24 protein-coding genes are annotated in these 25,094 nt (G+C 38.6%); 11 read left to right on the top strand and 13 right to left on the bottom strand.

Going from position 1 to position 25,094, the window contains the following annotated elements:
* Positions 1-11: 11 nt before the first annotated feature.
* Positions 12-1,502 (top strand): hypothetical protein, encoded by a 1,491-nt coding sequence (locus BMY21_RS10430; RefSeq protein ID WP_074643856.1) that lies wholly within the window; start codon positions 12-14, stop codon positions 1,500-1,502.
* An 8-nt stretch (positions 1,503-1,510) separates the two neighbouring features.
* The gene (locus BMY21_RS10425; RefSeq protein ID WP_074643853.1) at positions 1,511-2,593 is read left to right on the top strand and encodes an SGNH/GDSL hydrolase family protein; all 1,083 of its coding nucleotides are present in this window, start codon (positions 1,511-1,513) and stop codon (positions 2,591-2,593) included.
* Here the strand turns inward: BMY21_RS10425 and argA are convergent.
* The 12 genes from argA to BMY21_RS10365 form a co-directional block, all read right to left on the bottom strand.
* Entirely contained in the window at positions 2,568-3,881 is a 1,314-nt protein-coding gene (gene argA / locus BMY21_RS10420; protein ID WP_074643850.1) for an amino-acid N-acetyltransferase, read from the bottom strand. The two genes, BMY21_RS10425 and argA, sit on opposite strands and share 26 nt — an antisense overlap.
* Positions 3,878-4,546 carry an epoxyqueuosine reductase QueH gene (locus tag BMY21_RS10415; RefSeq protein ID WP_074643849.1) on the bottom strand — a complete coding sequence of 223 codons (669 nt, stop codon included), beginning with the start codon at positions 4,544-4,546 and terminating at the stop codon, positions 3,878-3,880. The genes argA and BMY21_RS10415 overlap by 4 nt, the downstream gene beginning before the upstream one ends.
* Position 4,547: 1 nt before the next feature.
* On the bottom strand, positions 4,548-6,188 hold the full coding sequence (locus tag BMY21_RS10410) for an alpha/beta hydrolase family protein (RefSeq protein ID WP_074643847.1): 1,641 nt from the start codon (positions 6,186-6,188) through the stop codon (positions 4,548-4,550).
* A gap of 15 nt (positions 6,189-6,203) precedes the next feature.
* The gene (locus BMY21_RS10405) at positions 6,204-7,385 is read right to left on the bottom strand and encodes an FprA family A-type flavoprotein (protein ID WP_074643845.1); all 1,182 of its coding nucleotides are present in this window, start codon (positions 7,383-7,385) and stop codon (positions 6,204-6,206) included.
* Between the two features lie 63 nt (positions 7,386-7,448).
* Positions 7,449-9,854 (bottom strand): MMPL family transporter, encoded by a 2,406-nt coding sequence (locus BMY21_RS10400; RefSeq protein WP_074643842.1) that lies wholly within the window; start codon positions 9,852-9,854, stop codon positions 7,449-7,451.
* Entirely contained in the window at positions 9,826-10,452 is a 627-nt protein-coding gene (locus BMY21_RS10395; RefSeq protein WP_074643840.1) for a LolA family protein, read from the bottom strand. Before BMY21_RS10395 ends, BMY21_RS10400 begins: the two co-directional genes overlap by 29 nt.
* Before the next feature lie 6 nt (positions 10,453-10,458).
* Positions 10,459-11,430 carry a lysophospholipid acyltransferase family protein gene (locus BMY21_RS10390; RefSeq protein ID WP_074643838.1) on the bottom strand — a complete coding sequence of 324 codons (972 nt, stop codon included), beginning with the start codon at positions 11,428-11,430 and terminating at the stop codon, positions 10,459-10,461.
* Positions 11,427-12,188: a glycosyltransferase family 2 protein gene (locus BMY21_RS10385; protein ID WP_074643835.1), complete on the bottom strand. Its 762-nt coding sequence runs from the start codon at positions 12,186-12,188 to the stop codon at positions 11,427-11,429. Before BMY21_RS10385 ends, BMY21_RS10390 begins: the two co-directional genes overlap by 4 nt.
* Positions 12,188-12,565 (bottom strand): ApeI family dehydratase, encoded by a 378-nt coding sequence (locus BMY21_RS10380; protein ID WP_074643832.1) that lies wholly within the window; start codon positions 12,563-12,565, stop codon positions 12,188-12,190. The genes BMY21_RS10385 and BMY21_RS10380 overlap by 1 nt, the downstream gene beginning before the upstream one ends.
* Before the next feature lie 14 nt (positions 12,566-12,579).
* Entirely contained in the window at positions 12,580-14,592 is a 2,013-nt protein-coding gene (locus BMY21_RS10375; protein WP_074643829.1) for an AMP-binding protein, read from the bottom strand.
* Between the two features lie 15 nt (positions 14,593-14,607).
* On the bottom strand, positions 14,608-14,859 hold the full coding sequence (locus tag BMY21_RS10370; RefSeq protein ID WP_074643826.1) for an acyl carrier protein: 252 nt from the start codon (positions 14,857-14,859) through the stop codon (positions 14,608-14,610).
* 15 nt (positions 14,860-14,874) lie between these two features.
* Entirely contained in the window at positions 14,875-15,132 is a 258-nt protein-coding gene (locus tag BMY21_RS10365; RefSeq protein ID WP_074643824.1) for a phosphopantetheine-binding protein, read from the bottom strand.
* Positions 15,133-15,251: 119 nt separating this feature from the next.
* On the opposite strand from BMY21_RS10365, the gene BMY21_RS10360 reads away from it, so the two are divergent.
* From BMY21_RS10360 to rocF, 6 genes are all read left to right on the top strand, one after another.
* Positions 15,252-15,914, top strand: coding sequence for a beta-ketoacyl synthase chain length factor (locus BMY21_RS10360; RefSeq protein ID WP_177177747.1), 663 nt, complete (start codon positions 15,252-15,254; stop codon positions 15,912-15,914).
* 21 nt (positions 15,915-15,935) lie between these two features.
* Positions 15,936-16,784 (top strand): lysophospholipid acyltransferase family protein, encoded by an 849-nt coding sequence (locus tag BMY21_RS10355; protein WP_074643819.1) that lies wholly within the window; start codon positions 15,936-15,938, stop codon positions 16,782-16,784.
* A gap of 95 nt (positions 16,785-16,879) precedes the next feature.
* The gene (locus BMY21_RS10350; RefSeq protein ID WP_177177746.1) at positions 16,880-17,380 is read left to right on the top strand and encodes an RNA polymerase sigma factor; all 501 of its coding nucleotides are present in this window, start codon (positions 16,880-16,882) and stop codon (positions 17,378-17,380) included.
* On the top strand, positions 17,364-18,149 hold the full coding sequence (locus BMY21_RS10345; protein ID WP_074643816.1) for a hypothetical protein: 786 nt from the start codon (positions 17,364-17,366) through the stop codon (positions 18,147-18,149). Before BMY21_RS10350 ends, BMY21_RS10345 begins: the two co-directional genes overlap by 17 nt.
* A gap of 35 nt (positions 18,150-18,184) precedes the next feature.
* A complete protein-coding gene (locus BMY21_RS10340; protein WP_074643813.1) occupies positions 18,185-20,413 on the top strand; it encodes a caspase family protein in 2,229 nt (742 codons plus the stop codon).
* A gap of 72 nt (positions 20,414-20,485) precedes the next feature.
* On the top strand, positions 20,486-21,391 hold the full coding sequence (gene rocF / locus BMY21_RS10335) for an arginase (protein ID WP_074643810.1): 906 nt from the start codon (positions 20,486-20,488) through the stop codon (positions 21,389-21,391).
* A 21-nt stretch (positions 21,392-21,412) separates the two neighbouring features.
* On the opposite strand, the gene BMY21_RS10330 is transcribed toward rocF, so the two are convergent.
* Positions 21,413-22,270: a YitT family protein gene (locus BMY21_RS10330; protein ID WP_074643808.1), complete on the bottom strand. Its 858-nt coding sequence runs from the start codon at positions 22,268-22,270 to the stop codon at positions 21,413-21,415.
* Positions 22,271-22,374: 104 nt separating this feature from the next.
* Here BMY21_RS10330 and htpG point away from each other — a divergent pair, with 104 nt between their 5' ends.
* From htpG to BMY21_RS10315, 3 genes are all read left to right on the top strand, one after another.
* Positions 22,375-24,354 (top strand): molecular chaperone HtpG, encoded by a 1,980-nt coding sequence (gene htpG / locus BMY21_RS10325; protein WP_074643806.1) that lies wholly within the window; start codon positions 22,375-22,377, stop codon positions 24,352-24,354.
* Positions 24,355-24,514: 160 nt separating this feature from the next.
* Entirely contained in the window at positions 24,515-24,763 is a 249-nt protein-coding gene (locus BMY21_RS10320) for a hypothetical protein (RefSeq protein WP_074643803.1), read from the top strand.
* A complete protein-coding gene (locus BMY21_RS10315) occupies positions 24,760-25,080 on the top strand; it encodes a type II toxin-antitoxin system RelE/ParE family toxin (RefSeq protein WP_074643801.1) in 321 nt (106 codons plus the stop codon). The genes BMY21_RS10320 and BMY21_RS10315 overlap by 4 nt, the downstream gene beginning before the upstream one ends.
* Positions 25,081-25,094: the final 14 nt, after the last annotated feature.

Raw genomic sequence — 25,094 nt, 5'->3', positions numbered from 1 at the left:
TAATAGAAAACATGAACAAGGTTATATTAACTCCGGCAACCTGTGCCCTCGACATGGGAGACGGCAGCGAACGCGGTCTTTATGTAAATCAGGATTATATTCTTCAGAAGCTCAAAAAGGTTCATCGTGGGATCAGTTTGATGTATAGCTATTATCCAAATGATAAGGAATGGCCTACACGTGCCTGTGAAATTGATACTGGTCGTGAATCTACCGGTGCATGGGATTCTCCATATGAAAACTATTTCCCGTATCGAGGTGGACGCGAAGGCTTAAGAGATAACGAGCCTTTTAATTTTATGAAAGAAATCCGCCGTCATGGAATGGATGTTGTTTTAACACTTACTATTGATCCCCACTTAAAAGAAGAAGATATCATTCCAATTGCTAAGGATCTCCGCCCTTATGGCCGTGTGCTCTTACGCATTAATCATGAATGTACTGGTGACTGGTTCTGCTATACAAAACGGGCAACTTACCAGGAAATTGCAGACTTTTTTGTAATGACCTGCAAGGTAATGCATAAATATGCTCCAAACGTAAAGATGATTTTGTGTGCCGGAATGTATATGTCTGACGGAAAACTTGAAATGGAAGACATTTTCCTTGAAGCTCATAAGGCTGCAGATATCTGGTCTGGCGACAATTACCTTTCTCTTCACTGGGGCTGGCCAAATGATATTGTAAGTAAAGATACAATAAATTATGCCCGCTACAGCGTAAAAGAAGTATATGAAAAGTGTAAGCTCACTTACAAGCGTCTCAAAAAAATCACAGGACAGGATAAGCCTATGGTTCTTTCTGAGCTTAATGCTGATGGCGATGTTGCAGGTCCATTTGCTCAGTCAAATATGATGAAAGAATTTATGGAACTGCTACAGGCAGATAAAGAAAAATGGCTGAGTGCCTTTACTTTCTATCAGTTCCGTGATGACGGCCGACTTGGTCTTGAAATTACCGATCCGAATAACAGCGAAATTGGAATTGAACAGCCTATTATGGCAATGTATCGAGAACAGCTGCACAGACCTTTCTTTAGTCAGAAGATTAAAAAAGGCGAAGATGCCGGCGAATTCCCTGTAAAGCTCCGCTGGGGTGGCGCAGAAGATGCAGAAGGAATTGAAGTTCCTGTTAAACTTTCAAAAACTCCTGTTCAGTTTGAACTTCATTTTAATGACAAGCTGATTCCTCTCAACATGATGATTGAATTTAACGGCTGGTGGTTCTACAAAGCTCCAGGTACAAAATATGTTGATTTAATGCCTTACTTCTTTGAAAGCAAGAATGCAGTTAAAAAGCCGGGCACTTTCAAACTGCACTATTTCCTGCCTCCTGCAGACGGAATGAACTGTCCTCAAAAAGGCTGCAAACCTGCAGGCGACCCGTATGAAGTAAAGGACGGCGACTGGCTGTACAATTACTATGCTGAATTACCAGAACTTCCTGAAATCTCTCTTCTGGAAAAAGCAGTGTGCATTAAGACTACTAAGTGTATTAAATAGAGGACCCTATGAAACTTTCTTTTGACAATCTTATCTGGAGCGGTCGCTATCTCGACAACGAAGGTATCCGTTATTTTGATTATTCTGCCAGTGGTTTTTGCTTTGTGATGAAAGGTAAAAAAGCACAGGCAACATTTGTAAGCGATCCGGATGGTTGGTCAGAAGAAAATAAGGCTGTACTAGGTGTTTTTATAACTGAAGGAACTGATACAAGTATTGGTGCAATTCCTGAGGAACCTGATTTCCGTTTAACCTTACGCGAGGCTGAGACTCGCTGCACACTGTTTGAATCTGATGTAGAGAAGACTGTAACCGTTCGTGTTATGAAATTCAGTGAAGCAGCTTTCGGGTATGCAGGACTGAAGAATATTGAGATTGACGGAAAATTGCAGACTTCTACACTGATTTCAACCGAACAGCCATTAAAACTTGAGTTCATCGGCGACAGCATTACCTGTGGTTATGGCGTTGAAGGAATCTGGGAAAAAGATACCTTTACAACACAACAGGAACGCCCGGACAAAGCTTATGCTTTTCTTACAGCTAAAGCACTTGGTGCAGAGATTCAACTCTGCAGCTGGAGTGGAATCGGACTCACCTCAAATTATGTAGATCCAGAAACTGTAAACCTTCCTGAAACTCACTGGCTGATGCAGGCTACCTGGCCGTACACAGACAAGTCGCTTTCACTCAGACTGGAACTTGAACCAGAAGTGTGGAAACCTGAAGGCCGCTTTGAACCGGACATTGTTGTAATCAACTTGGGAACAAATGATATAAGCTGGGTGCGCGGAATTGAAGACCGTCGTCTTAATTATGTAGCACAGCTTCGCCATCTTATGGAAGCTGTTCATCGCCGCAGCCCGCGTGCAAAAATTGTATGCTGTCTTGGAATAATGGGAGAAGCCCTAAATGCCTCTGTAGCAGAAGCAGTTGCTCTTTTCAAAAAAGATTTTCCAAAGGTAACGGCTGAGTTCCTGTCTTTTACTGAACAAAAACCAGAAGACGGAATTGGCGCCGACTGGCATCCGTCTCCTGTAACTCATAAAAAAGCAGCAGAACTGCTTACCGCTTTAATCGGTAAACTTTAGAATTTCGCTGAGGAGTCCAGAGCTTCTGTCTCTCCTCTGGCAGTGAATCAATAGTATCTTCTACAAAACCAAGCTGTTCAAACCAGTCTGCTGTTTGAGTTGTCATGATAAAGATTGATGTTGAATCAGCCTGTGTTGCCTGTTCAATCAGATTGTCCATAAGCTTTGGACCAATTCCCATATGAGCATAATTTTCATCAACAGCAACAGCGGCAATTTCTGCCTGTCCATCCTGATAAAAATGAAGTGCTGCACAGGCATGCACACCGCCATCTAATTCAAAAACAATATAATCTGCCAGATCTGCAGAAAGCTGAGCTTCTGTTCTTGGCAGGAGTTTTCCGGCATCCATAAACGGCCGCATGATAGAAAGTACAGAAGGAATATCTGTCTGAACCATAGGACGAACCTTTCCATAGCCGCCGGTATAAATCATTGTACCGGAACCAAGTCCACTGAAGATTTCACATGGAAGAACTCCATCCTTATTTCCATTCAGAATATGTACACGAGTTACGCCTGCACGGCAAGCTTCCTGAGAAGCTTTCATAAGATTTCTGATTTCTCCACTTATTGAAGGGTTTGCATCAAGAAATCTGTCTACTTCTTCCAAATCCATTGCAGGTATATTTCCAGTTTCTGAAAGTGCCAGACCTTCTGGAATTGCATAATTCTGAGCTTTAATTTCCTCATTGAACATCATAAAGAAAAGCTTATCTGCCTTGAGGTTCATTGCAACCTGCTTTGCAAGCAGCATTGAAGAAATATTATAAGGATGCCCTGCAGCATTCCAGCCGATACATGGGAAAATCGGAATAAAACCGTCATTCAAAACAGTGCAGATTGCATCTGTTTCGAGTTTATCAATTTCTCCGGCAGTTCCATAATCAAAACCGTTGAGCACACCTTTTCCACGTGCGCGTACCCAGTTTCCGATTACGGCTGTAATATTATTTGCAGCAAGACTTGTCATTACTGTATTTGAAACATCAAAGGCTGCCATTTTAATCAAAGGCATTGCATCTGGAGTTGTAACGCGCATATTCTCGTTATAAGTCCATTTGATTTTTGCATTGTCCAGAACTTCATCAATACGACGTCGTGCTCCAGGAATCAGAACAACCTTTAAACCGGCCTGATGGAGCATAGCTATATCTCTTATATGAGAAGAAAAAAGTGGTGAACTGATTGTTTTATCATCAAGATAAATAACCAGAAGTGCATTCTTAAATTTCTGAAGATAGCGGATTACGTCGCGTACATTTTCTGCAGTTTTTGATGTTGTCATGATTCTATTATAACAGAATTCTTATTGTTTTTGGAATAAACACAGCCACAATAATCCTGGCGGTACATTCCATATTCTTCGCTGATTTCAAGACTTCTCTTAAAGCCGCCTTTTTTCTTGAAATCTGATGGAAGCCAGTGCGGTCCGCCTTCCTTTTCCAGTTGTTCACCAATCACATTTAATTTTTCTGCATCCTTAAACGGACTGATTGAAAGGGTTGTACAGAAATAATCGAACTTGCCGGCGCAGGCATATTCATAGGCTCGGCGCAGACGGAACTCGTAGCAGCGGCGGCAGCGTTCTCCTTTTTCAGGTTCTTTTGCGAGTTCGGGATTTTCCTGGGTTCCTACTGCTTCGTAAAATTCCTCTGGATCATAGTTCTGTTCAACAACTTTCACCTTCCCTTCCAGAGCCGGCGGAAAACTTTCATAGAGTTTCTTGAGCTCTGAAAAACGGCGTTCATATTCTTCCTGAGGATATATATTCGGATTGTAATACAAAACAGTTATATCAAAATACTTATATAAATACTCAAGGACATATGAAGAACATGGACCGCAGCAGGCATGAAGCAGCAAAGATGGCTTTGATAAACTATCGCCATTTACCAAATCCATCTTTTCAAGAATCTTATCCAACTGTTTCTGATAATTCACCTTCTGCATATTACTGTCTGGTAAACTGGCTCATGAACTGCCATGCGTGTTCACAGGTATGTTCGCGACAGTCATGTCCCTGTCCGCTGATACTTGCAAACACACTGAGAATACGTCCATCTGTACTACGGAATTTCTGCATTGTGAGGGTAGCATCCCGACTTTCGTCATAAGACTGTTCTACCTCATCACCATTGATTCCCCAGATTTTATTTTCCCAAGTATCTTTATTTTCCAGTGTTACTTCCTGCTCATAACGTTCAGCAAGTTCTGCATTATTTAACAGTAAAACATATGCCATTCTGTCCAGACATTTCTGTTCCTGGAACGGAAGTTCTGGAAGAGGAGTTACTTCACCACCGGCATAAAAAACCGGAACTGGAACTGTTGTATTTATTCCTTTTTCAACTTTGTTTCCGTAAACGTTACAGCCAACATCAAAAGTTGCATCCATTGGAGCTGCTGCAGCAAGTACTTCCGGATATTCCTGAATCATATCCCAGGTTTTGCAGCCACCCATTGAGAAGCCTGTTGCATAAATACGAGTTGTATCAATGCTGTATTTTTTCTTTAAGATTTCCAGCAGTTCAATCATTTCTGTCGCTGTACTGTTGAGATGATTTTCAATTGTAACCAGAAGGAAATTATGACGATGAGCAATCTTTGCCCAGCCTGCCATTGTAGAAAAGAAGAAACAGCTGTCCCCACCACCATGGAAGCCAAGCACAAGAGGAACGGGCTTTGCATCAGGGCTATCAAAAAGTCCCTTGTTGTAAAAAGCAAAGTATCCGATTTTATGATTTTTTGTTCCCTTGTCATCTCCACAGTTATCTGATGAAGTTTTTACTTCTGCAATTCCAGGTTCAATTACAAGTCCATCTTTTTCAAGATCCGGGTCAATCTGAAGCGGTCCATTCATTCGGCGGAACTGTTTAGCAAAACTGTAATAATCGGAAATAAATTCTTCTGGTGAAGGCTCACAAGCACGTTTGATAAAATGTTTACAGCGTGATTCGAACAGAGCATTTGCATCATCGCTGTTTCCATAAGAAATGACCGGAATATCATCTGCTCCAACTTCAGGAGCTACTGTAAGTCCATTTAAAATACAGGTTGCAGGAGCGAGGTCTGAGCGGCCCCAAAGTCCATCACCTTCAAAATGATGAAGACAGTTTTCTGCAATGTAATCGGCACCTTCTCCATAACCAATCAGAACTGCACGGAAAATTGCACCGCGAATATAATAACCGTCTATTGAATGACGGAAGAAATTATTAGCAATTACAACTCCATCTTTATGATACTGATGAATGCGTGAGTTCGAAATGATTTCAGAAAGAATATCTGGCTCAGCATTTTTCCAGTTGCAGATTTTTCCATCTGCAACTGGTGCAATAAATACGACACTTGAATCAAAAGCAGCGGCTAGCTTTTCAAGGCCTTTAGCACGCGCGAACGAAATTGCTTCGTTCTGCTGGAGAGGCTTATCCGCGAACACAAGAAGATATGGTGCTATAAAACCGTAATTCAAAATATCGCCCGGCAGTTCAGTTTTAGGAACATAAACCTGTGCTTCAAATTTTTCGTATGTGTTTTTCCAGAAGACTCCGTTTTCTGTTTTTGTTACTTCCGGCATTGTTTCCATTTTCATTTTTTTACACCACTTTTATTTCAACATTTCATCTGCAAGCTTTTCGAGCTCGGCTTCATTTTCTTCTGTCATTGTGATTTTGATTGTTACTTTATTTTCTGCAAAAGTAATATCCTTACTTCCTTCAAACATTGCAACAATTCCCTTTGCAGCAGAAGGTACCCATGAACCGTTTTCTATCAGTCCGATTTTTCTATTCTGATAATTACGCTCTGTAAGATGTTCAATAAATTCCCGCATCTTTGGGAATACGCCGCCACAATAAGTTGTTGTAGCAAGAATCATTTTTCCATAGCGGAAGGCATCTTCTACGCATTCATAAATATCTTCACGGGCAAGGTCATTCAAGGCAACCTTAGGACAGCCCTTTGCCTTAAGAATTTCTGCAATCTTCTCTGCAGCTTTTTTTGTACTTCCATAAACTGAGGTATAATTTACCACAATACCTTCGCTTTCTACACCATAGCTCGACCAGGTATTATAAGTATCAAGATAATATTTGATGTTGTCACTTAGAACAGGGCCATGAAGTGAACAGATTGTTTTAATCTCTAATCCTTCTGCCTTCTTCAAAACTGCCTGAACCTGTGGACCGAACTTTCCGACAATTCCAAAATAATAGCGGCGTGCTTCACAAGCCCAGCCTTCAGGATCATCGTAATCATTTGCACCAAACTTTCCAAAAGCATCTGCAGCAAACAAAACCTTTTCTTTTACATCATAAGTCATGATTACTTCAGGCCAGTGAACATTTGGAGCTGCAATAAACTTCAAAGTATGATCTCCAGCAGCTGCACCAAGTTCAAGTTCTGTACCCTCGCCTGCAACTATCTGACGATCTGCGAAATCGGTTCCAAACATGCTTTTCATCATGTTAAAAGACATCTTAGAACCAACTATTTTTGCTTCAGGATATTTATCTGTAAAGGCTTTTATATTTGCCGAATGGTCCATTTCCATGTGCTGAACAACAAGATAATCAGGCTTGCGTCCACCAGCGGCTTCAAGCACTCCGGCAATATTCGAGAGCCACTCTTCACCAAAGTGGGCATCAACCGAATCCATTACGGCAATCTTGTCATCTAAAATTACATAGGAATTGTAGGCCATTCCATTTGGAACTTCGAACTGGCCTTCAAACAAATCTATTTCATGGTCATCAACACCGACATATTTAATTGAATCACAAATTTTCATTTTTTGCCTCTTTTCTGTTTTTTATAAAGTATATCATAACAAACAGAAAAGGGCATTCAATTTTTATTCCTGTCGGCCGTAAAAGAACGAACTGATATAGGCTGTGGCAAGCCCTATAAAAATAGAAAGTCCGATTAGATGAACAGGCTTAAAAGAACTCAGGGCAAGAGCACCAAAAGATATGATAGTTGTGACAAAAGAAACCATTGTAGCAAAAGGTTCGAGAATAGAATTAGATTTCTTTTCGTTTTCCATCATATAAATGATATAGTCCAGTCCAAGTCCAAATACAAGAATTAAACCTGTTACTGAGAAAAATTCCATGTTGATATTAAATGCTGCAAAACAGGCTACCACCACAAGAATAATCAGGAATGGAACGGAAATAATCTTAAAGGCCTGTTTCCAGGAATAGAAGAAACGCAGCATTATAAACATAAGTATGTATGCTGCAATAAAGAACTTAAGAATCATTACCGTAAGGCTGTCCAGGTCAGCACTGATATCCTGTGACTTACTAATAAAATAAACATTATCATCTGCATCAGCCAGAGAACGATATGCAGCGTAATCAGTTACTTTAGTCGGTAATAGTACTGTAAAATATTTTCCATCGACATTTCCAAGCCAGGCAGAAGAAATTGCCGATTCAACAAATGCAGGAACATTTCCGTTTTCAAAAGATACATAACTATTCTTTGTTAATTCATAATCCGCTGCCAGAGACATATAAGCATCAAAGTTCTCAACCTCATCAAAGCCAAGTGCCTGAAGCTGTTCCGGTGCGGACTTCATGAGCTTCTTATAAGCCTCACGGGATTTTTTTTGTGTCTCTTTTGATGGAATAAAACTCGAGGTGCTTATATATCCAACGCTTCCATCTGTAAGTGTTTCAAATTCCTTTCGCAGCTTTTCTTCATTTTTCAGGGCTTCATCTTCTGTTTCTCCGCTGACAATATACCAGCCGCCTGGAGTATACTGAATTACCTGAGAGGCTGTTATCTCATTCTGTAAAAGACGGCCCTTCATATCATAAAGAGAAAGCAGATTGTTTTTGATTTTTACGTTTTTATGGAAAACTGCTATCGAAAGAATTGATAAAACAAAGAGTGAAATTATTACTGTTCGCCCTACCCATTTGCGCTCAAGGTTTGAAGCTAGTTTTGCAAAGCCGTTTGTAAAACGTACATTGCCTCGCTGTTCCGGAAGTTTGATATAAGGATATACTGCAACTGTTGTAAGGAACGAACTTATAAGACCAGCAAGACAGAAGAATGACATCTGCTTCAAAATCATAAATGGTGCAAACAGTAATATAGCAAAACAGATTCCTGTAGAAATTATTGCCATGAGTAAGCCGGAAAAAATATGATTTCGAATTTCTATACTGGATTTTAATTCCTTATTTGCTGACCAGTGTGTAAAGAAATGAAGGCTATAATCTATACACGAACCAATCAATGATGTTCCAAATACAAGGGTAATAACGTGCATTCTATGGAAAACTGCAAGTGTCGCAAGTACTGCAATTCCAAGGGAAACCAAAATTGAACCAACAGAAAAAATCAGTGGTCGCACAGAACGGAAAATAAAAATCAAAAGGATTATTACTACAAGCATTGAAACTGTAGCAATAATTGCAATCTCCCGACTTGCTGAATTAGAACTTTCATGACTGTGAAAAGGAGTTCCCGAATATACAAAACTTGTTCCACTTTCAGCAGTTCCTGCTTTTTCACAAACTCTATAGATTTCCGTAATCGCATTATCCTTAGAGGCAAGCTTAGAACCCCTGCGGCTCAGCACACCCCTAATCATAACATACCACCTGCCATCGAAGCTCGAAGCAAGCACACCATCCTTTACACTCATGGCAGTTCCGGAATTTTGAAGAGCATTCAGATAATTCTGTAAATTGTATTCAGTCAGTAAAAATGGATCAGAATCAAGATTATCCAGAGGCAGCATTGTAAAACCACCATAAGCCTTAGATAAAGCTTCGATGGCAAAATCCTGAGCTCCCTCATCACTTGCAAGAATTGAATCAGCTGTTTTCTCATCAATCAGAAAACTACGGAACTGATATAAAAAATCCGTAATCTCGCCCATTGCACTTACATCGTTATAAAGAGAAATACTTTCAAAATTTTTGCTGTCCTTTAGCTGTGAATAAACATTTTCTGCAACCTTCTTTGCTTCTAAAAAATCTTCATTTGCAACAAGCACAAAAACATTCTGTGAAGTTACAGACATCATTTTATCATCTGCTTTTTTTACAGAAGCCATAGAAATGTTTTTTGGAACAAGATTAAAGAGGTCTGAATCTATACCAATTCGACCACGAAATACGATAAGTGATACAAGAAAAAAAACAACGATGAGAGCGTGATAAAAAATCCAGCCACCCAAAAGTTTTTTTTGTGAAATATTCTGAAAATAATTATTCAATAACAAAGATCTGTTTTTCATCTTCAGAAAGCTCCTTTGGATATTTCTGATTTGTAAACTCATAACTGATTGTATTACCAGAAGCTTCTGACATCACAAGCGAATCCAGAACTGCAAATTCTGCATAAGTTCCAGACAATACAAGTGTTTTCATAACAGAAGCAATGCTAGAATCTTTTGGTTCAAGATTGATTGTCCATTTACTGCTTTGATCTATTTCAAAATCACAATTAAAATTCTTTTTAAGCTCAGTTACATTTCCAGATAAAACTGAAGTTAGAGTTCCAGAAATATTTTTGAAAATCTGATTATCTTTTCCACTTAAAACAGTTTTCTTTCCATTTGCTGCTGTTTGAACAACGGCTGTGTTTGTAAGTATCAGAGAAGAAAAAACTGGTTTTTCTGTACTCCATAAAATTCCATCAGGGCTGATAATAAATTTACCGGTAGACTTTAACTTACGACCGTTCGTTTGTATTGTTTTAATCTGTATAAAATCTCCGGTTGTATTCGGATGAGAAGCAAGGCTTTCACAAACTGAATCAAGAGAATGAACATTCTGAGCGAAAAGAACTGTGGTAATAAAAATCAAACTTAATAAACAAAGGGTTTTCTTCATAACACATTAACTCCAGAAGTTAAAAAAATTATACCACTGATAAGGATACAAAACACAGAACTTTTCCAGTTTTTCTACAAACTCACCACAGCATTTTTCAATAAAAGCTCCACGTTCTGAACGACTGCAATAAGCAAAATCAACTTTTGATTTTTCAATATAGATATTATATTTAGGATTAAAAATTGAAAGCTTTTCACGCATTCCAAACATAAAATACACAGGATGTTTTACAAGTGCTGGAATTAAGAAAACTCCGTATGGGAATTTTGCCTCACGTCCAAGGAAGCTTTTTGTAATTACCTTATCCCGATTATGAATACTTGTTCTGTCACCTGCAGCAACAATCAGAGCTCCTTTTTCAACCTGTTCCTGAATCAGAATCATAGACTCCGGCCCAAAAGTTGAGGCATCAATTACATTTGTAGAATACTCAGGATTTATTTCTTTAAGGGTCTGCGTAAAGTTCTCACTCATATGCATGTCCATGATGATGACAACCGGAACTTTTCTTCCACAGAGCTTTGTTACATAATCCTGCATACTTCTCATAAGCTCCATATTCCCGGAATGTGAAGCCATAAGAATTGCGCTTTCACCCTTTTTCAAATGCTCAACGAGATCTTTTATATCATCATCCTGCATAGAAATACGGTCAAAACTCACTTTACCAAGCCAGCCTTCCATTTTCTCTATAAGACAAAATGCAAAACTCAAAATCTGCCTGAACGCGCTGATTCTGTGAGGAACTTTTCCATTTGTAAATTTCCTGAGTTGTTTCTGATACGCGCGTGCAAATTTTCTTGCATGAGAAGCAAATATTAAATAGAAAAAAGCTATAGGATAGCAAATTGTATGTACAAGTGCAGATGGCAGACTCTTCAGAAGGAATAAAATAATTTTCAAAGGCTTATTTGTTTTTATGGCCTCTTTTTCTTCTGACCAGTGAGTCTTGTCATCAAAAGATGAATCTTTCATCCAAAAATCTTCCTCTTCAATAAAATAGGAATTCGTAAAACCATTCCAATACAAAGTCGTGCATAAGTAAATGAGATGTGAAGAGTATCTCTTACTGCACGGAAATTAGAAACTCCGCCTTCTGGATAATGGACTTTTACTGCTTCTGAAATAACAGGAACATTGAGCCATAATAAATGAACCAGAATATCGATATCATAGCCCATATGAGTATCAATGATTGAGTGACGACGTAAAACTTTACAGTATGGTGCAACAGGATAGATTCTAAAACCAATCAAAGCATCGCGTACCTGATCTGAAGTTGTAAATGAAACTATATGAATCCAGGCATTAGAAATCTTTCTTGCAACTACACGATGATGTGGTGCAGATTCATCATAAACCGGATAACCGCAGATAATTGCCTTTGGATTCTGTTTCGAAAGCTCAAGAAACTGAGGAATTCTTCCTGCATCATGCTGCCCGTCTGAATCAATCTGAAGAATGTGTGTGAGCCCCATTTCTTCTGCTTTACGCACACCACTCTTCATTGCTTCACCCTTACCCTTATTTTTTGGGTGCACAAGCAAAGTTATGAGAGAATAGCGTTCTGCAATATCATTTATAAAAGCCTTGTTCTTTTCATCATTTCCATCATCTACAACAATGATTGGAAAATTATACTGAATCAGATTTTTAACAACTGATTCAAGTACAGCACCATGATTATAAACAGGAATTACAAAACCAAATTTCTGTTCTGTTTGATCTGACATTATGCTGAAATCTCCGAGAGCGCAGCAAAAGATCCTGAAGAATAAACTTTTCCTTCAACATTTGCATCTGCCATATTGAAAGTTACTGTTCCTTTGTCCTTTTTATAAGTCAGTTCAAGGTGGATTTTTGTATCAGGTTTAATAGGCGCAGAAAATTTCATTCTTTTAATATTTGGAACATATCTCTGTGTGCCAAAATATTTTCTTGAAAAACGTGTGATTACTTCAAACTGTGCAACTGCAGGCAGAAGTTTGTACTGTGGAAAGTGTCCATCAAAAAAATCACTTGAAGCTGGAATTACAAATTCCAATACAACTGAATTTTCTTCTTTTGAAACTACAACTTCATCTTTAATATCATGATCGTTAAAATTCATACTTTACCTCTTACTTACTCAAACAATGCCATAACTTCCAGTTTGTGAATTTTTCCCTGAACATCTGACGGCAGCTTTTCTACAAAACGCCATTTTTTAGGAATTACTACGTTCTCAAAATATTTCATCAAAAAGTCATGGAACCAGCGGTTCATTTCAAACTTTTCGCTATGTGCAAATTTTTCGCGTCCCTGTGCATTCAGAACAACAGCAGCTGCGAGATACTGACGTACCTCGTTACTCAAAGCCACAACCTTTACTTCGCTAACAAAACCTGTTTCAAGAAGACGATTTTCAACTTCGGTCATAGAAATACGTTTCTCTTCGATTTTTACAATGGAATCTGCACGCCCCTTAAGAAGGAAACGGCCGTCATCATAAAGTTCAACAAGGTCTGCAGTAGCAACCCCTGCCGGATCTTTGATAAATGGCGATTTTACATTCAAGCAGCCGTCTTCTCCAACCCAAAGCTTAACACAGTCATAAGGTGTCCATACAAGACCGTCTCTGCTCTGCTGGCGGTATGCAATTCCGGATGTTTCTGTAGAACCATAACCTTCCATAGGACAGAAGCCAAAAAGTTTTTCTGTACTAACGGCAAGCTCTTCAGAAACTGCTCCACCACTTACAGAAATAAATACATCCTTCATATCAAGTTTATCTAAAACTTCTACAGTACGCTTAAGGAAGGCCGGTGTAGAAACCAGAACGTAAGAAGTATCTGTAAGCTTTTCAAATTCAGAAGGAAACTCTATGCGCTTGCGGCGGAAAGGAAGCCCAAGTGTAAAAGGAAGACAAATACACCAGTAAAATCCATACACGTGATGCTGACTTACAGTTGTAATCTGCTTACGCTTAAAGTATTCTTCGCCCCAAAGTGAAATTACAACACTATTGTCAGTTTCAATTTCTTTCATTGTATGACGAACAGCCTTAGGCTTTCCTGTACTTCCGGAAGTATAAAGATAGATTTCTGTTTCTTCATCATTAATTTCTGGAGTTGTACGAATATCTGTTTCAGAAGGCATTGTGGCTTTTTCAATCAAATCTGGAATGAAAAAGCTTGTATCATCAAGCGGAACATTCTGATCTGTAATAAAAGAAACTCCAGGCGTCTTCACTTCTGCCATAAAGCTTTCTGTAATATTCTGAGTTATATAAACTGTTTTTTTGCACTGCAGAATTGCAACGAATGTACAAAGGAAATACCAGTAATCTTCACAATGAAGAATATATTCTTTTGCTGAATGCGAATCAAAAAAAGCTCTCATTTTCGCAGTATCAGTTAGAAAATCTTTCCAGGTTTTATAATCCTTTTTTGACCATACATCATCATAACAAACAATGTAATCATCTTTTCTGGAATCTGCCTTAAATTTTGTGATAGGGAATAACTTCATCATTTTCTTATCCACCAGTTTTCTGATAATAAATTCTATTGTAAACAGCATTCCCATAAGAACATAGGAAATACCACCATTATATATTGCCCAAACCTTTCGAGCCGTTTCAGGTGAAAGACCGAATATCTTTTCTGAGAAGGTTGTAAGCGTTGCTGCCGTTCCATTCAAAACAAAGAAACAACACCAGACTATTGTAACCTTCTCGCAGTACTTATATACCTTATGTTCAAAAGAAGAGCCCTTTATGGATTTGTCTGACAAAGTTGCAAAACGAAAAATAATGTTTGGCGGCATAAAGAGTGTGCTTCCAAAAACAAAAAGCATTGTCGCACTAATTACAACGGAATAGATTTTAAGAAAAAACTCTTTTCCCGTTATAAAACAAAAAAGACCGGCAGAAAGAAAAAGCACTGAACTAAGAAAAGGTTTCCAGTCCAAAGATGTTTTTTCATTTGCATCGGTCTTTTTGCTCCCTGTAGCACTCAAGAAGAATGCAGCCGCCAGCGCAACAATGCACAAAGATAGAATCTTTGTATCCACCTTGAAGATTACCAGAAAAGTAAAAACAAGTATGGGATAAACGGCAGCTACAACATAAAAAAGTGCCTTAAGGAATTTTTTCATCAGTCTTCAACAACCTTATGCCATATATGGTACAAGAGCGTCTACAACATCCTGAACAGTCTTTACTGTCTTAAAAATAGATGGGTCAACATTTCCCTTATCTGCAGGCATGAATTCCTTCATCTTAACGATAAGGTCGATTGAGTCGATTGAATCCAGATCCAAATCATCTCCGAGAAGAGCATCAGGAGTTACATCTCCTTCATCAAGTTCAAATTCTGAAACAAGGATTCCCTTAAGTTTTTCAAAGATTTCGTCTTTAGACATAATAAAACCCCTAAATTATTTTTTTTGCGCTGAAATATATTCAGCCAGCGCATTTACTGAAGCAAAGTATTTTTTGTTATCATCACCATCTGATGAATATTTCAATCCAAATTTCTTTTTAAGCGCAACACCAAGTTCAAGTGCATCAATTGAATCAAGTCCCAAACCTTCTTCAAAAAGTGGTTCAGAATCAACAATATCATCAGGGGTTATATCTTCCAACTGAAGAGCAGAAATGATCGTTTCTTTGATTTCTGTTTTAAGTTCTTCCATAATCCATAACCTCTAAAATACAGCCAATTTTTTTGGATTATAGACTATCAGTTAAAAAAATACAAGATATCGCCAAAATGTGCTTTTTTACATTAAAATAATAGTATAAAATGGCCTTTATGCGAAATATTTATTTATCAGACATTACAATGTGGGCTCCTGGACTTGGCTCTGATCCTGAATTATGGAAAAACTGGGCAGAAAATAAAGAATCCATTGCTCTTTCAAACGAAAGCCCAAAACTTGAATATACAAATCCTCTGTTTCGAAGAAGACTTTCGCAGATTACTAAAATGACTGTTGAAGTTGTTCATGCGTTGCTGGAAAAAAGTCATATCAATAAAGACACTAAGCTTGAATTCATTTCTTTACGCGGTGAAATTGCAAGAACATTTTCTGTAACAAAAGGAATTATTGAAGACGGAATTATTCTGCCGGCTGGCTTTTCTCTTTCTGTATTCAATACTCCAATTTCTTCTGCTACCCTTGCCTTTGGTTTGAAAGGCGGATATTCTGTTTTGTATCCTTCTAAGAATGATTTTTCTGAATCCTTTAAGGCTGCAGTTGCTCCTGTACTTGCAGGAACAGAAAAGGAAGTTATTCTTGTTTACGCAGATGAATTTGTACCAGAGGCTTACGGAGATAAAAGACCTTCCGAAAATATACCGGTAGCATTTGCCTGTGTTATAAGTGTTGAAAAGAAGGATGAGTGTATTGTATTTGAAGACTTTTCAAATGTTGGAAAATCTCCAGTTGAATTTCTGAGGTTTCTTTTAAAGTAGTATTATGTTAGGATAAGATTTATGAGCAAGCAGAAAGTGAGCTATAAAAGCAAACAGCCAAAAATTAAGAATATATTTAAATATATTTATTTTTGTGTTTCAAAAATTGTTGCTATTCTCTGTTTCGGCCTTGGCGCTGTTATTTTAGCCATTTTTGTATTCCCATTTATAAGAATTTTCACTCTTCACAAAAAAGATTTTGGTATTATTGCCCGCGCATATGTTTCTCATACATTCAGGGTATTTCTTAGAAATCTTGATGTCTGTAAAACTTCTCACCTTAAGGTTGAAGACAGACAGGCCTTCCGTGATATTCACAGCAAAATCATTGTAGCAAATCATCCTTCACTTCTTGATTTTGTTTACATTATGTCGCTTGTACCTAATTCTACATGTATTGTTCGTGGAAGTCTTACTCATACTCCGCTACGTGGCGTTATTAAGCAGGCATATATTACCAACACAACTGATTTTGATGATGTACTTGTTGAATGTAAAAAGCTCACTGATAAGGGCTGCAATGTAATTATTTTCCCGGAAGGAACCAGAAGCCCTCGAATTGGTCAAAATAATTATAAAAAAGGTGCTGCCCGAATTGCACTTTACTGCGGTTGTGATGTTCAGCCTATGTTTATTGGCGGAAGCGATAAATACGGGCTTGGTAAACATGACCCGCTATGGTCTTACAATCACGTGGAAACTTATCTGTATGATATAAAGATGCTGCCGGTAATTCCTATCAGCAAGTTTAAAGATCTTTCTGAGCCGATTGCCGCAAAACATCTTACAGAAGAGATGGAGAAAGTTATACGCAGTGCAGGCGATGAATATGCAAAAACATACACTGGTCTTACACTGAATAATTATTAAGAAATTGCCGGGTCTGGCCCGGCAATCTTTTTTTAAATTATGTAACACTTTTTCACTTCTCGAGTGTTAAACTTAATGACAGGACAATTTGTACAATGAAAACTTTGTCAATGGATGACTTTGAAAATCTTTACCGCCAGTACGGCCCTATGGTTCTCAGACGCTGCCGCTTCATTCTTAAGAATGAGGAAAAGGCTCTTGATGCCATGCAGGATGTATTTGTTCGCCTTATTGAAAGAAAGGAGAAAATCAGCAATGTCTGCTCCAGCCTTCTTTACACTATGGCCACAAATATCTGTCTTAATAAAATAAGATCAGACAAACTGCGAAATGGTCCGGAATTTGATGTAATTGCAGAAATAGTTGAAGATAGTGCAAGCGCAGAAGGAACAGAAAAAATCGAAACTTCTATTCTTCTTGATTGTATCTTTTCTGAACGTGACAACAAGGACAGACAGATTGCAATTTTACATTATGTAGACGGCTATACTCTTGAAGAAACATCCCAGAAAATGAAAATGTCTGTTTCCGGAATCAGAAAACGTCTGGAAAAACTTAAAGAATATGCAGGAGGAAGATATGGCAATTCCAACTAGAATTTTAGAGGAAATCAAAAACTCTGAAGTTGATGCTAAAAGCTTCTACTCAACTTACGGAAAAGAAAATATCGAAGCCGCTATTAACGACCTCAAAAAATCTGATGAAGAGATACTAAATACCTATTCTGTACAGGCTATGAAGGCTGCAGTTGCCGGTAAACTCAATGAGGAAAAGAAAAATAATTCAACCGGTACAATTCTAAAATTCCCTGCTTATAAAATTGTAAGCTATGCCGCTGCTGCCGTACTGCTTGCTGCAATTCTTATTCCTGCCGGACTTAAGAATTCAAGAATCACTGCAGGTCAAACCCCAACAGAACGTGTAAAAGGAAATGCTGCAGCCCATTCAGTAACTGAGCCACAGATTAAACTTTACCGCCAGAAAGGACTTGAAATTCAGGCTTTGAATGATGGTGATTTTGCACGCTCCGGAGATGTAATTCAGATTACTTATAATGCTGGCTCTGATGAATATGGAGTTATCTTTAGTGTTGACGGCAACGGTAATATTACACGCCACTTCCCTGAAAATACCTGGCAGGCAGCTCATCTGGAACGCCGCGCCGATGAAACACCACTCGATTTTTCTTACGAGCTGGATAACGCACCGGACTTTGAATGCTTTATCATGGTAACTTCAAAGAAACAGTTCTCTCTTGATGGCATTGAAAATCAGATTAAAAACAAAACTGATATAGATTATCTTACAAAACTTTCTTATCTGCCTAAGAAAACAGAAGGCATAACCTTTACTCTGGAAAAGTAAAGCAGTTTCACGAATAGTTGAAAAGGAAGGAAAAGATGAAAAAACTTATTTTAATGACTATTGCGCTGCTTTCCCTTACTCAGGCCTTTGCAGCAGCAACAGAAGAAAATACAAGTGGAGTAGACAGATATGCTGTTTACATCGGTTCAAATAAGGGTGGAAAAGGCCGTGAGCAGCTTTTATATGCAGGAAGCGATGCTCAGAATTTCCAGAAAGCAATGGCTGAAATCGGTGGTGTAAGTGATGCAAACAGCTATATTCTTATTGACCCGACTAAAGAAGCTATTGATGATACATTAAACAAAATATCTCTTAAAATCACAAACAGTCAGAGTCATGCTAAACGTTCTGAATTTATCTTCTATTATTCAGGACATTCTGATGAAAACGCTCTTTTGCTTGGTGATATTCCTTATGATTATTCAGCATTAAAAGCTGCAATTACTGAGGTTCCAAGTGATATTCACGTTGTAATTCTTGATTCCTGCTACTCTGGAAACTTCATCCGTACAAAGGGTGGTCAGAAGCGTAAACCATTTTTGATTGATGATTCTTCTGTAGTAACCGGGCATGCTTATCTTTCATCAAGTTCTACTAATGAATATTCTCAGGAATCAGATGAAATTGAATCCTCTTACTTCACAAATGCAATGATTACAGGTCTTCGCGGTGCTGCAGATGCTTCTGGTGATAACAAGGTAACTTTGAATGAACTGTATTCTTATGCCTTCAACGATACTCTTTCAAAAACTGAATCAAGTAAGGCAGGACCTCAGCACCCAAATTACAACATTACTCTTGTAGGTTCAGGAGATTTGATTCTTTCTGATATCTCAAGTGGTGAAGCAATGCTTTCTCTTTCAAAGGACGCAAAGGGTAAGTTCATCATCCGTAATGCTGAAGGAAAACTGATTTCAGAAATCAATAAAGTTGCCGGTCAGCCAATTTTTATGGCTCTTCCAGCTGCTCAGTATTCTGCAATTATTATCGATGAATACTCAACAAAACAGGGCTACTTCATTCTTGAAAAAGATCAGATTTATGTGCTTGATCAGAATTCTCTTACAAGCATTAAGAGAAAATCTAATCGTGTCCGCGGAAATACATCAGACGACGCAGATGATGACATTCTTCCAATTGATGATCTTGATGAGCGAAAACCAGCCAGAAGAGGCTCAAGACGCCGTTATGATACTGAAGAAGAAATTTCTGTAATCTCTATAGAACCTTCTGAATCTTCTGAATCTTCTGAAGAAAAATCAGAAAGCAAAAAAGAAGATCAGTTTATTTCCTTCTTTGAAACCTTTAATTCCCGCAATATGACTTATTTCCATATGTCTGCAGTACCAGGAGTTTCAATTACAGGTGGAGAAAAAGAGTATTCCCTCTTCTCTATGGGTCTTGTTGGCGCTCTTGATACAAATGTCTGTGCCTTACAGTGGTCAAACATTATGAGTGTTACAACTCATAATATGATTGGTGGGCAGATGTCCGGTATTTTTAATACTGCAGGCCAGGTATATGGTGTTCAGGCAGCTGGACTTTTCAATACTTCAGGAAATGTAAACGGAGGCCAGTTCTCAGGTCTTTTCAATGTTGGTAAAAAGGTGAACGGTATTCAGACTGCGGGCCTTTTCAATGTTGCAAATGAGATAAATGGTGTACAGACTGCCGGATTATTCAACTATGCAAAAGAAGTTTCTGGTGTTCAGATTGGTTTAATCAACTATGCTGAAAAAAGCAACGGTATTGCAATCGGTTTAATCAATATCATTAAAGACGGTATGCATCATGTTGGTTTCAACTGGGATTCAAACGGTATGTTTGATGTATTCCTCCAGAGCGGAACAAAGAATCTGTTTATCACTTTCGGTGCTGCAATGGACAGACGGGATATATTCGAGAAGTATAATGAAAATCGTACTGTGATTCTTTACAGTGGTCTTGGTACAGAATTAAGATTTGGCTTCTCTAGTCTTGATTTTGAAGTTCTTTTCAAGAGCGTTTACAATCAGGATTATATGCCTACTACATATCAGGAATTCAAAGAGTTCAATTTTGCGTCTATCATGATTCCTTCGTTCAGATTTACATTAAATATTCTGAGCATGAATCATCTTGATCTTGGTCTGGGATTAAGTCTTGATATTCAGAACAAAGGAACTAACGACAGAGCCTTTGATTATACTTACCACCGCTGGGGTTCAGATAATGGTGAAACAAATCTTTACCCGGCTGTATTCCTCGGCTTTAAGATTAAATAAGGTTAGAATCAAAAACCTTCAAAAAGATTATCGGACTTGACCCGATAATCTTTTTTTTTTAGAATTCTTAGTATGAATGTACATATTTTGGAAATGCCACTGGACTTTGGTGCCAGCAGACACGGTTCAGACATGGGCCCTTCTGCAATCAGACTTGCAGGAATAAAAGAAAAACTTGAATCAATCGGACACACAACTTACGTTCACACAGATATTTTTAAAGCTACTGCACAGGAATATGAAAAGCCTGGAAATCCAAATGCAAAATACTTAAAACCAATTGTAAGAGCCTGCAACAAGCTTGCCTCTTCTGTTGAAATCATAACTTCCGAAGGAGATTTCCCGCTTGTTCTTGGTGGTGATCACTCTGTAGTTCTTGGTTCTCTTGCCGGACTTGCAGCTACTGCAAAAAAAACTGGACAGAAAATTGGTGTTCTTTATGTAGATGCCCATGGCGATTTTAATACAAATGAGACAACACCAACAGGAAATATTCACGGTGAATGTCTTGCGGCTTCTGCAGGCCTTGGACTTCCTGAACTCACAAATCTATATTTTGATGGTCAGAAGGTTGATCCAAAGAATATCTGTTTTGTTGGCTCACGCGATCTTGACCCGGGCGAGAAAAAGCTGATGAAGGAAGCCGGCGTTACAGTTTTCACAATGAGCGATATTGACCGACAGGGTTTTGATACTGTTGTAGAAAAGGTAAAAACCTTCTTCAAAAAGGTTGATATTATTCACGTAAGTTTTGACATGGATTGTCTGGACCCTATGTTTGCACCGGGAACTGGTATTCCGCTCCCAGGTGGACTTACCAACCGCGAAGCACTTCTTCTTATGGAAGAAATTGCTACAACCGGCAAAGTAAAATCAGCTGAAATCGTAGAAGTAAACCCTATTCTGGATGTACGAAATCAGACTGCAATACTGGCTGTAAACCTTGCAGCACGTTTGCTTGGCGAAACTCTTTATTAAATTTTCGGGGCGGCTGACCGTTTAGTCCTGCTTTTTCATAATGAAATTACCCTTGAGCATTTTTGTCTGCAGAATGTTGACGAATGCGCAAGGGTCTGTTTTTTTTATGGAACGAAGCAGTTTGTCTTCTTCATCTGAAGAAATTACAGTGTAAAGCATTTTACGCTCGGTTCCCTGATAGCAGCCGTTTCCTGTAAAAAGTGTTGCATCGTGGCCGGTTATTTCGCGAATCACTTGAATAATCTGGGCCGGATAATCTGTAATAATCAAAAGTGTAGATTTCTGGTATCTCTTGTAAAGGAAGTTCAGAATCTGAGTGCTTACAAACTGAAAGACAATAGAATACAGTGCACGGCTCCAGCCAAATAAGAGACCGAAAATTCCAAGAATAATCACATTAAAAACAAGGATATGATTCCAGATGCTGTGGCCTGTTTTTTCAGAAACATAAATCGAAATAAAATCTGTACCACCGCTGGTTGCGCCAGCTAAAAGACAAAGACTGATTGCAAAACCGTTTACAATTCCTCCAAAGATGGCGCAGAGCATAATATCATCAGTCATCTGAAAACCCGGGAACAAATCTGTAAAAAGACCGGATGCAATAATTGCCCAGATGGAAAGCAGTGTGAATCTTTTTCCAACGAAGCGGAAACAGATAAGAGCCGGCACAATATTAAGCCCCCAGTAAAAAACAGTAAAAGGAACATGAATCTTAAAGAATTTGGAAAAGACTTCCTGAAGTAAAAGTGAAATACCTGTGAAGCCGCCCGGGAGTAAGCCTGCGGTAGATACAAAGGTATTAAGGTTCAGTGCCATAACAGCGGCACCTGCAGTTACGAGTAAAAATCTCAGAAAAAGTCTAACATTGTCTCTCATATTTATAGTTTAAGCGATAAATGTGATTCGGTGAAGAAAAAAAATTTGCCTTTTTAAATAAAAATTTATTATTTTTAAAGATGATTCTAAAATCAGAGGTAATCATGGCAAAATATGAATTTCAGACAGAAGTAAATCAGCTTCTTAAACTTATCATTCATTCACTTTATTCAAATAAGGATATTTTCCTCCGGGAAATCGTTTCAAATGCATCAGATGCTCTTGATAAATTAAAGTATCTTACAGTTTCTGATGAAGCTTTTAAGGCAATTAAGTTTGAGCCAAGAATCGACATCACTTTTGATGAAAAGGACAGCACACTTACTGTTCAGGATTCTGGTATCGGTATGACAGACGAGGATCTTACAAACAACCTCGGTACAATTGCCCGCTCCGGTACAAAGGCATTTATGGAGCAGCTTACAGCTGAGGCAAGCAAGGACTCTGCTCTTATCGGTCAGTTTGGTGTAGGTTTCTACTCTGCATTCATGGCTGCAAATAAGATTGATGTTTATACACGCAAGGCAGCAGGCGACGGAAAAATCTGGCACTGGTCTTCTGACGGTACAAACTCTTATGAAATTGAAGAAGTAGCCGTAGATAGCGCTGCTGCTAAAAAATATGGTTTTGATAAACCTGAATTGAGCGGATCTGCAATCGAAATGCACTTGAACGACGACAGCAAGGAATTCGCTTCTCGCTGGAAGATTGAAGAGCTTATCAAAAAGTATTCAGATCATATTGCATTCCCTATCTTCCTTCACTACGAACAGAAAAAATATGATGATAAGGGAAAAGAAACTGGCAGCGAGAGCAAAATTGACCAGGTAAACAGCGCTTCTGCACTCTGGAAGAGAAGCAAGAGCGAGCTTAAGGACGAAGATTACAACGAGTTCTACAAGACATTCGGCCACGACGGACAGGATCCACTCCACTACGTTCACACACATGCAGAAGGAACTCAGGAATATACAACATTGTTCTTTGTTCCACAGACAGCTCCTTTTGATATGTACCAGGCTGATTACAAGAGCGGACTTAAGCTCTATGTAAAGCGTGTATTCATCACTGATGATGACCGAGAATTGTTGCCATCTTACCTCCGCTTTGTACGCGGTATTATAGACAGCGAAGACTTGCCATTGAATGTAAGCCGCGAAATCCTTCAGCAGAACCGCATCCTCGACAATATTAAATCTGCATCTGTAAAAAAATTGCTCAGCGAGTTCAAGAAAATGGGCGAAGCCGCAGACAAGGCAAAGAAAGTTGCAGAAGCAGACCGCACAGACGACGACAAGAAAGCAATTGAAAAGTGGAGCAAGTTCGTAAAGAACTTCAACCGTCCTATGAAGGAAGGTCTCTACAGCGACTACGCAAACCGCGACGAAATTGCAGAAATCGTTCGCTTTAAGTCTACAGACGCAAGCGGAACTGGTGATGACAACTACACAAGCTTTGCAGACTATGTTCAGCGCATGAAGACAGACCAGAAGTCAATCTTCTACATCAGCGGAAGCGACGAAAAGAACCTTCGTGCAAATCCACTCGTAAAAGCATACACAGATAAGGGCTTTGAAGTTCTTATTATGGATGATGATATTGATGACATCGTAATTCCAGGATTTGGCAAATATAAAAACGAGTTCGAACTTAAGGCTGTAAACCGCGCAGGTTCAGATGAAGATCTCGGCGGCGACAAAGAAGAAGCTAAGAAGAAGGAAGAAGCATTTAAGCCTGTAGTTGAAAAGATTAAGAAGGCTCTCGGTGACAAGGTTAAGGAAGTTAAGCTTTCTAAGACCTTGAGCGGAGAAAACCCATCTTGTATCGTAGTAGACGAAAACGACCCAAGCTATCAGATGATTCAGATGATGCGCGCTATGGGCCAGGCTGGTCCTGATTTGAAGCCTATCCTCGAGGTAAACGGCGACCACCCAATTCTCGCAAAGATTAAGGAAAGCGACGACGAAGCTCTGATTGCAGACGTTTCAGAAGTTCTCTTCACTCAGGCACTTATGATTGCCGGAATGGAAGTTAAGGAACCTGCGGAGTTCGTAAAGCATCTTAATAATTTGTTGTCAATGTAAAATAAACGATGGTTTCGGTCCCTGAGCGGAGTCGAAGGGCTCGAAAGTACCGTTGTCTAGACCTTGTTTCTGGATCTATATGAAGGCGAAATACATGAATCTGTATTTCGCTTTTTTTATTAGTTCAATTATGTTATAATACAGTTAATTGGAGGTATATATGCCACAGGAAGATTATTCAAAATTACTCAATACAATTCTAACTCTTTCTTTTGAACAGCGGCTAAACTTGCTTTCTGTTGTAGCAGAATCATTGCAGGACAAAGATCCTGTGCCTCCTGATATGTCTGTTTCTTCTATAAATGAGCTTAACCAGAAACTAGATGAAGGTCTTTCTGATATAAAAGCAGGAAGAGTAATTCCAGGTGAAGTTGTAAATCAACGGCTACATGAAAAATACGGAATATGAATAATTTCAAAGTTTCATACACAAAAAAGGCAGAAGCTGATTTAGATAGAATTTATGACTTTGTGGCAAATGAATATCATAATCTTAATGCGGCTGTAAGACTTCTTCAACAACTTACTAAAGCAGTTGATGATTTAAGTTTCATGGCAGACTCGTATCATCATTTTCAGGAAGAACCATATTTGAGTGAAGGCATCAGATATTTTTCTGAAGGAAAATATTCTGTCTTTTATAAAATTATTGATGATACTGCATATGTTATTCGAATTGTACCGGGAGCTATAGATTTATTAAAAGCACTCTCTGAAATAGTTTAATTATTTAAAAAAAG

The sequence above is a fragment of the Treponema bryantii genome, from assembly GCF_900111035.1.
In the GTDB taxonomy this organism is placed as follows: domain Bacteria; phylum Spirochaetota; class Spirochaetia; order Treponematales; family Treponemataceae; genus Treponema_D; species Treponema_D bryantii_C.
Note: the sequence above shows the minus strand (reverse complement) of the source record. Positions and strands in the feature narration are given on the sequence as shown.

Excerpts from the sequence above, each read along its gene's own strand:
- BMY21_RS10395 (WP_074643840.1), bottom strand. The coding sequence starts at position 10,452 with ATGAAGAAAACCCTTTGTTTATTAAGTTTGATTTTTATTACCACAGTT.
- htpG (WP_074643806.1), top strand. The coding sequence starts at position 22,375 with ATGGCAAAATATGAATTTCAGACAGAAGTAAATCAGCTTCTTAAACTT.
- BMY21_RS10370 (WP_074643826.1), bottom strand. The coding sequence starts at position 14,859 with ATGTCTAAAGACGAAATCTTTGAAAAACTTAAGGGAATCCTTGTTTCA.
- BMY21_RS10360 (WP_177177747.1), top strand. The coding sequence starts at position 15,252 with ATGCGAAATATTTATTTATCAGACATTACAATGTGGGCTCCTGGACTT.
- BMY21_RS10330 (WP_074643808.1), bottom strand. The coding sequence starts at position 22,270 with ATGAGAGACAATGTTAGACTTTTTCTGAGATTTTTACTCGTAACTGCA.
- BMY21_RS10380 (WP_074643832.1), bottom strand. The coding sequence starts at position 12,565 with ATGAATTTTAACGATCATGATATTAAAGATGAAGTTGTAGTTTCAAAA.
- BMY21_RS10415 (WP_074643849.1), bottom strand. The coding sequence starts at position 4,546 with ATGCAGAAGGTGAATTATCAGAAACAGTTGGATAAGATTCTTGAAAAG.
- BMY21_RS10375 (WP_074643829.1), bottom strand. The coding sequence starts at position 14,592 with ATGAAAAAATTCCTTAAGGCACTTTTTTATGTTGTAGCTGCCGTTTAT.
- BMY21_RS10390 (WP_074643838.1), bottom strand. The coding sequence starts at position 11,430 with ATGAAAGATTCATCTTTTGATGACAAGACTCACTGGTCAGAAGAAAAA.
- BMY21_RS10405 (WP_074643845.1), bottom strand. The coding sequence starts at position 7,385 with ATGAAAATTTGTGATTCAATTAAATATGTCGGTGTTGATGACCATGAA.
- rocF (WP_074643810.1), top strand. The coding sequence starts at position 20,486 with ATGAATGTACATATTTTGGAAATGCCACTGGACTTTGGTGCCAGCAGA.
- BMY21_RS10365 (WP_074643824.1), bottom strand. The coding sequence starts at position 15,132 with ATGGAAGAACTTAAAACAGAAATCAAAGAAACGATCATTTCTGCTCTT.
- BMY21_RS10345 (WP_074643816.1), top strand. The coding sequence starts at position 17,364 with ATGGCAATTCCAACTAGAATTTTAGAGGAAATCAAAAACTCTGAAGTT.
- BMY21_RS10385 (WP_074643835.1), bottom strand. The coding sequence starts at position 12,188 with ATGTCAGATCAAACAGAACAGAAATTTGGTTTTGTAATTCCTGTTTAT.
- BMY21_RS10410 (WP_074643847.1), bottom strand. The coding sequence starts at position 6,188 with ATGAAAATGGAAACAATGCCGGAAGTAACAAAAACAGAAAACGGAGTC.
- BMY21_RS10315 (WP_074643801.1), top strand. The coding sequence starts at position 24,760 with ATGAATAATTTCAAAGTTTCATACACAAAAAAGGCAGAAGCTGATTTA.
- BMY21_RS10320 (WP_074643803.1), top strand. The coding sequence starts at position 24,515 with ATGCCACAGGAAGATTATTCAAAATTACTCAATACAATTCTAACTCTT.
- BMY21_RS10400 (WP_074643842.1), bottom strand. The coding sequence starts at position 9,854 with ATGAAAAACAGATCTTTGTTATTGAATAATTATTTTCAGAATATTTCA.
- BMY21_RS10430 (WP_074643856.1), top strand. The coding sequence starts at position 12 with ATGAACAAGGTTATATTAACTCCGGCAACCTGTGCCCTCGACATGGGA.
- BMY21_RS10340 (WP_074643813.1), top strand. The coding sequence starts at position 18,185 with ATGAAAAAACTTATTTTAATGACTATTGCGCTGCTTTCCCTTACTCAG.
- argA (WP_074643850.1), bottom strand. The coding sequence starts at position 3,881 with ATGACAACATCAAAAACTGCAGAAAATGTACGCGACGTAATCCGCTAT.
- BMY21_RS10425 (WP_074643853.1), top strand. The coding sequence starts at position 1,511 with ATGAAACTTTCTTTTGACAATCTTATCTGGAGCGGTCGCTATCTCGAC.
- BMY21_RS10350 (WP_177177746.1), top strand. The coding sequence starts at position 16,880 with ATGAAAACTTTGTCAATGGATGACTTTGAAAATCTTTACCGCCAGTAC.
- BMY21_RS10355 (WP_074643819.1), top strand. The coding sequence starts at position 15,936 with ATGAGCAAGCAGAAAGTGAGCTATAAAAGCAAACAGCCAAAAATTAAG.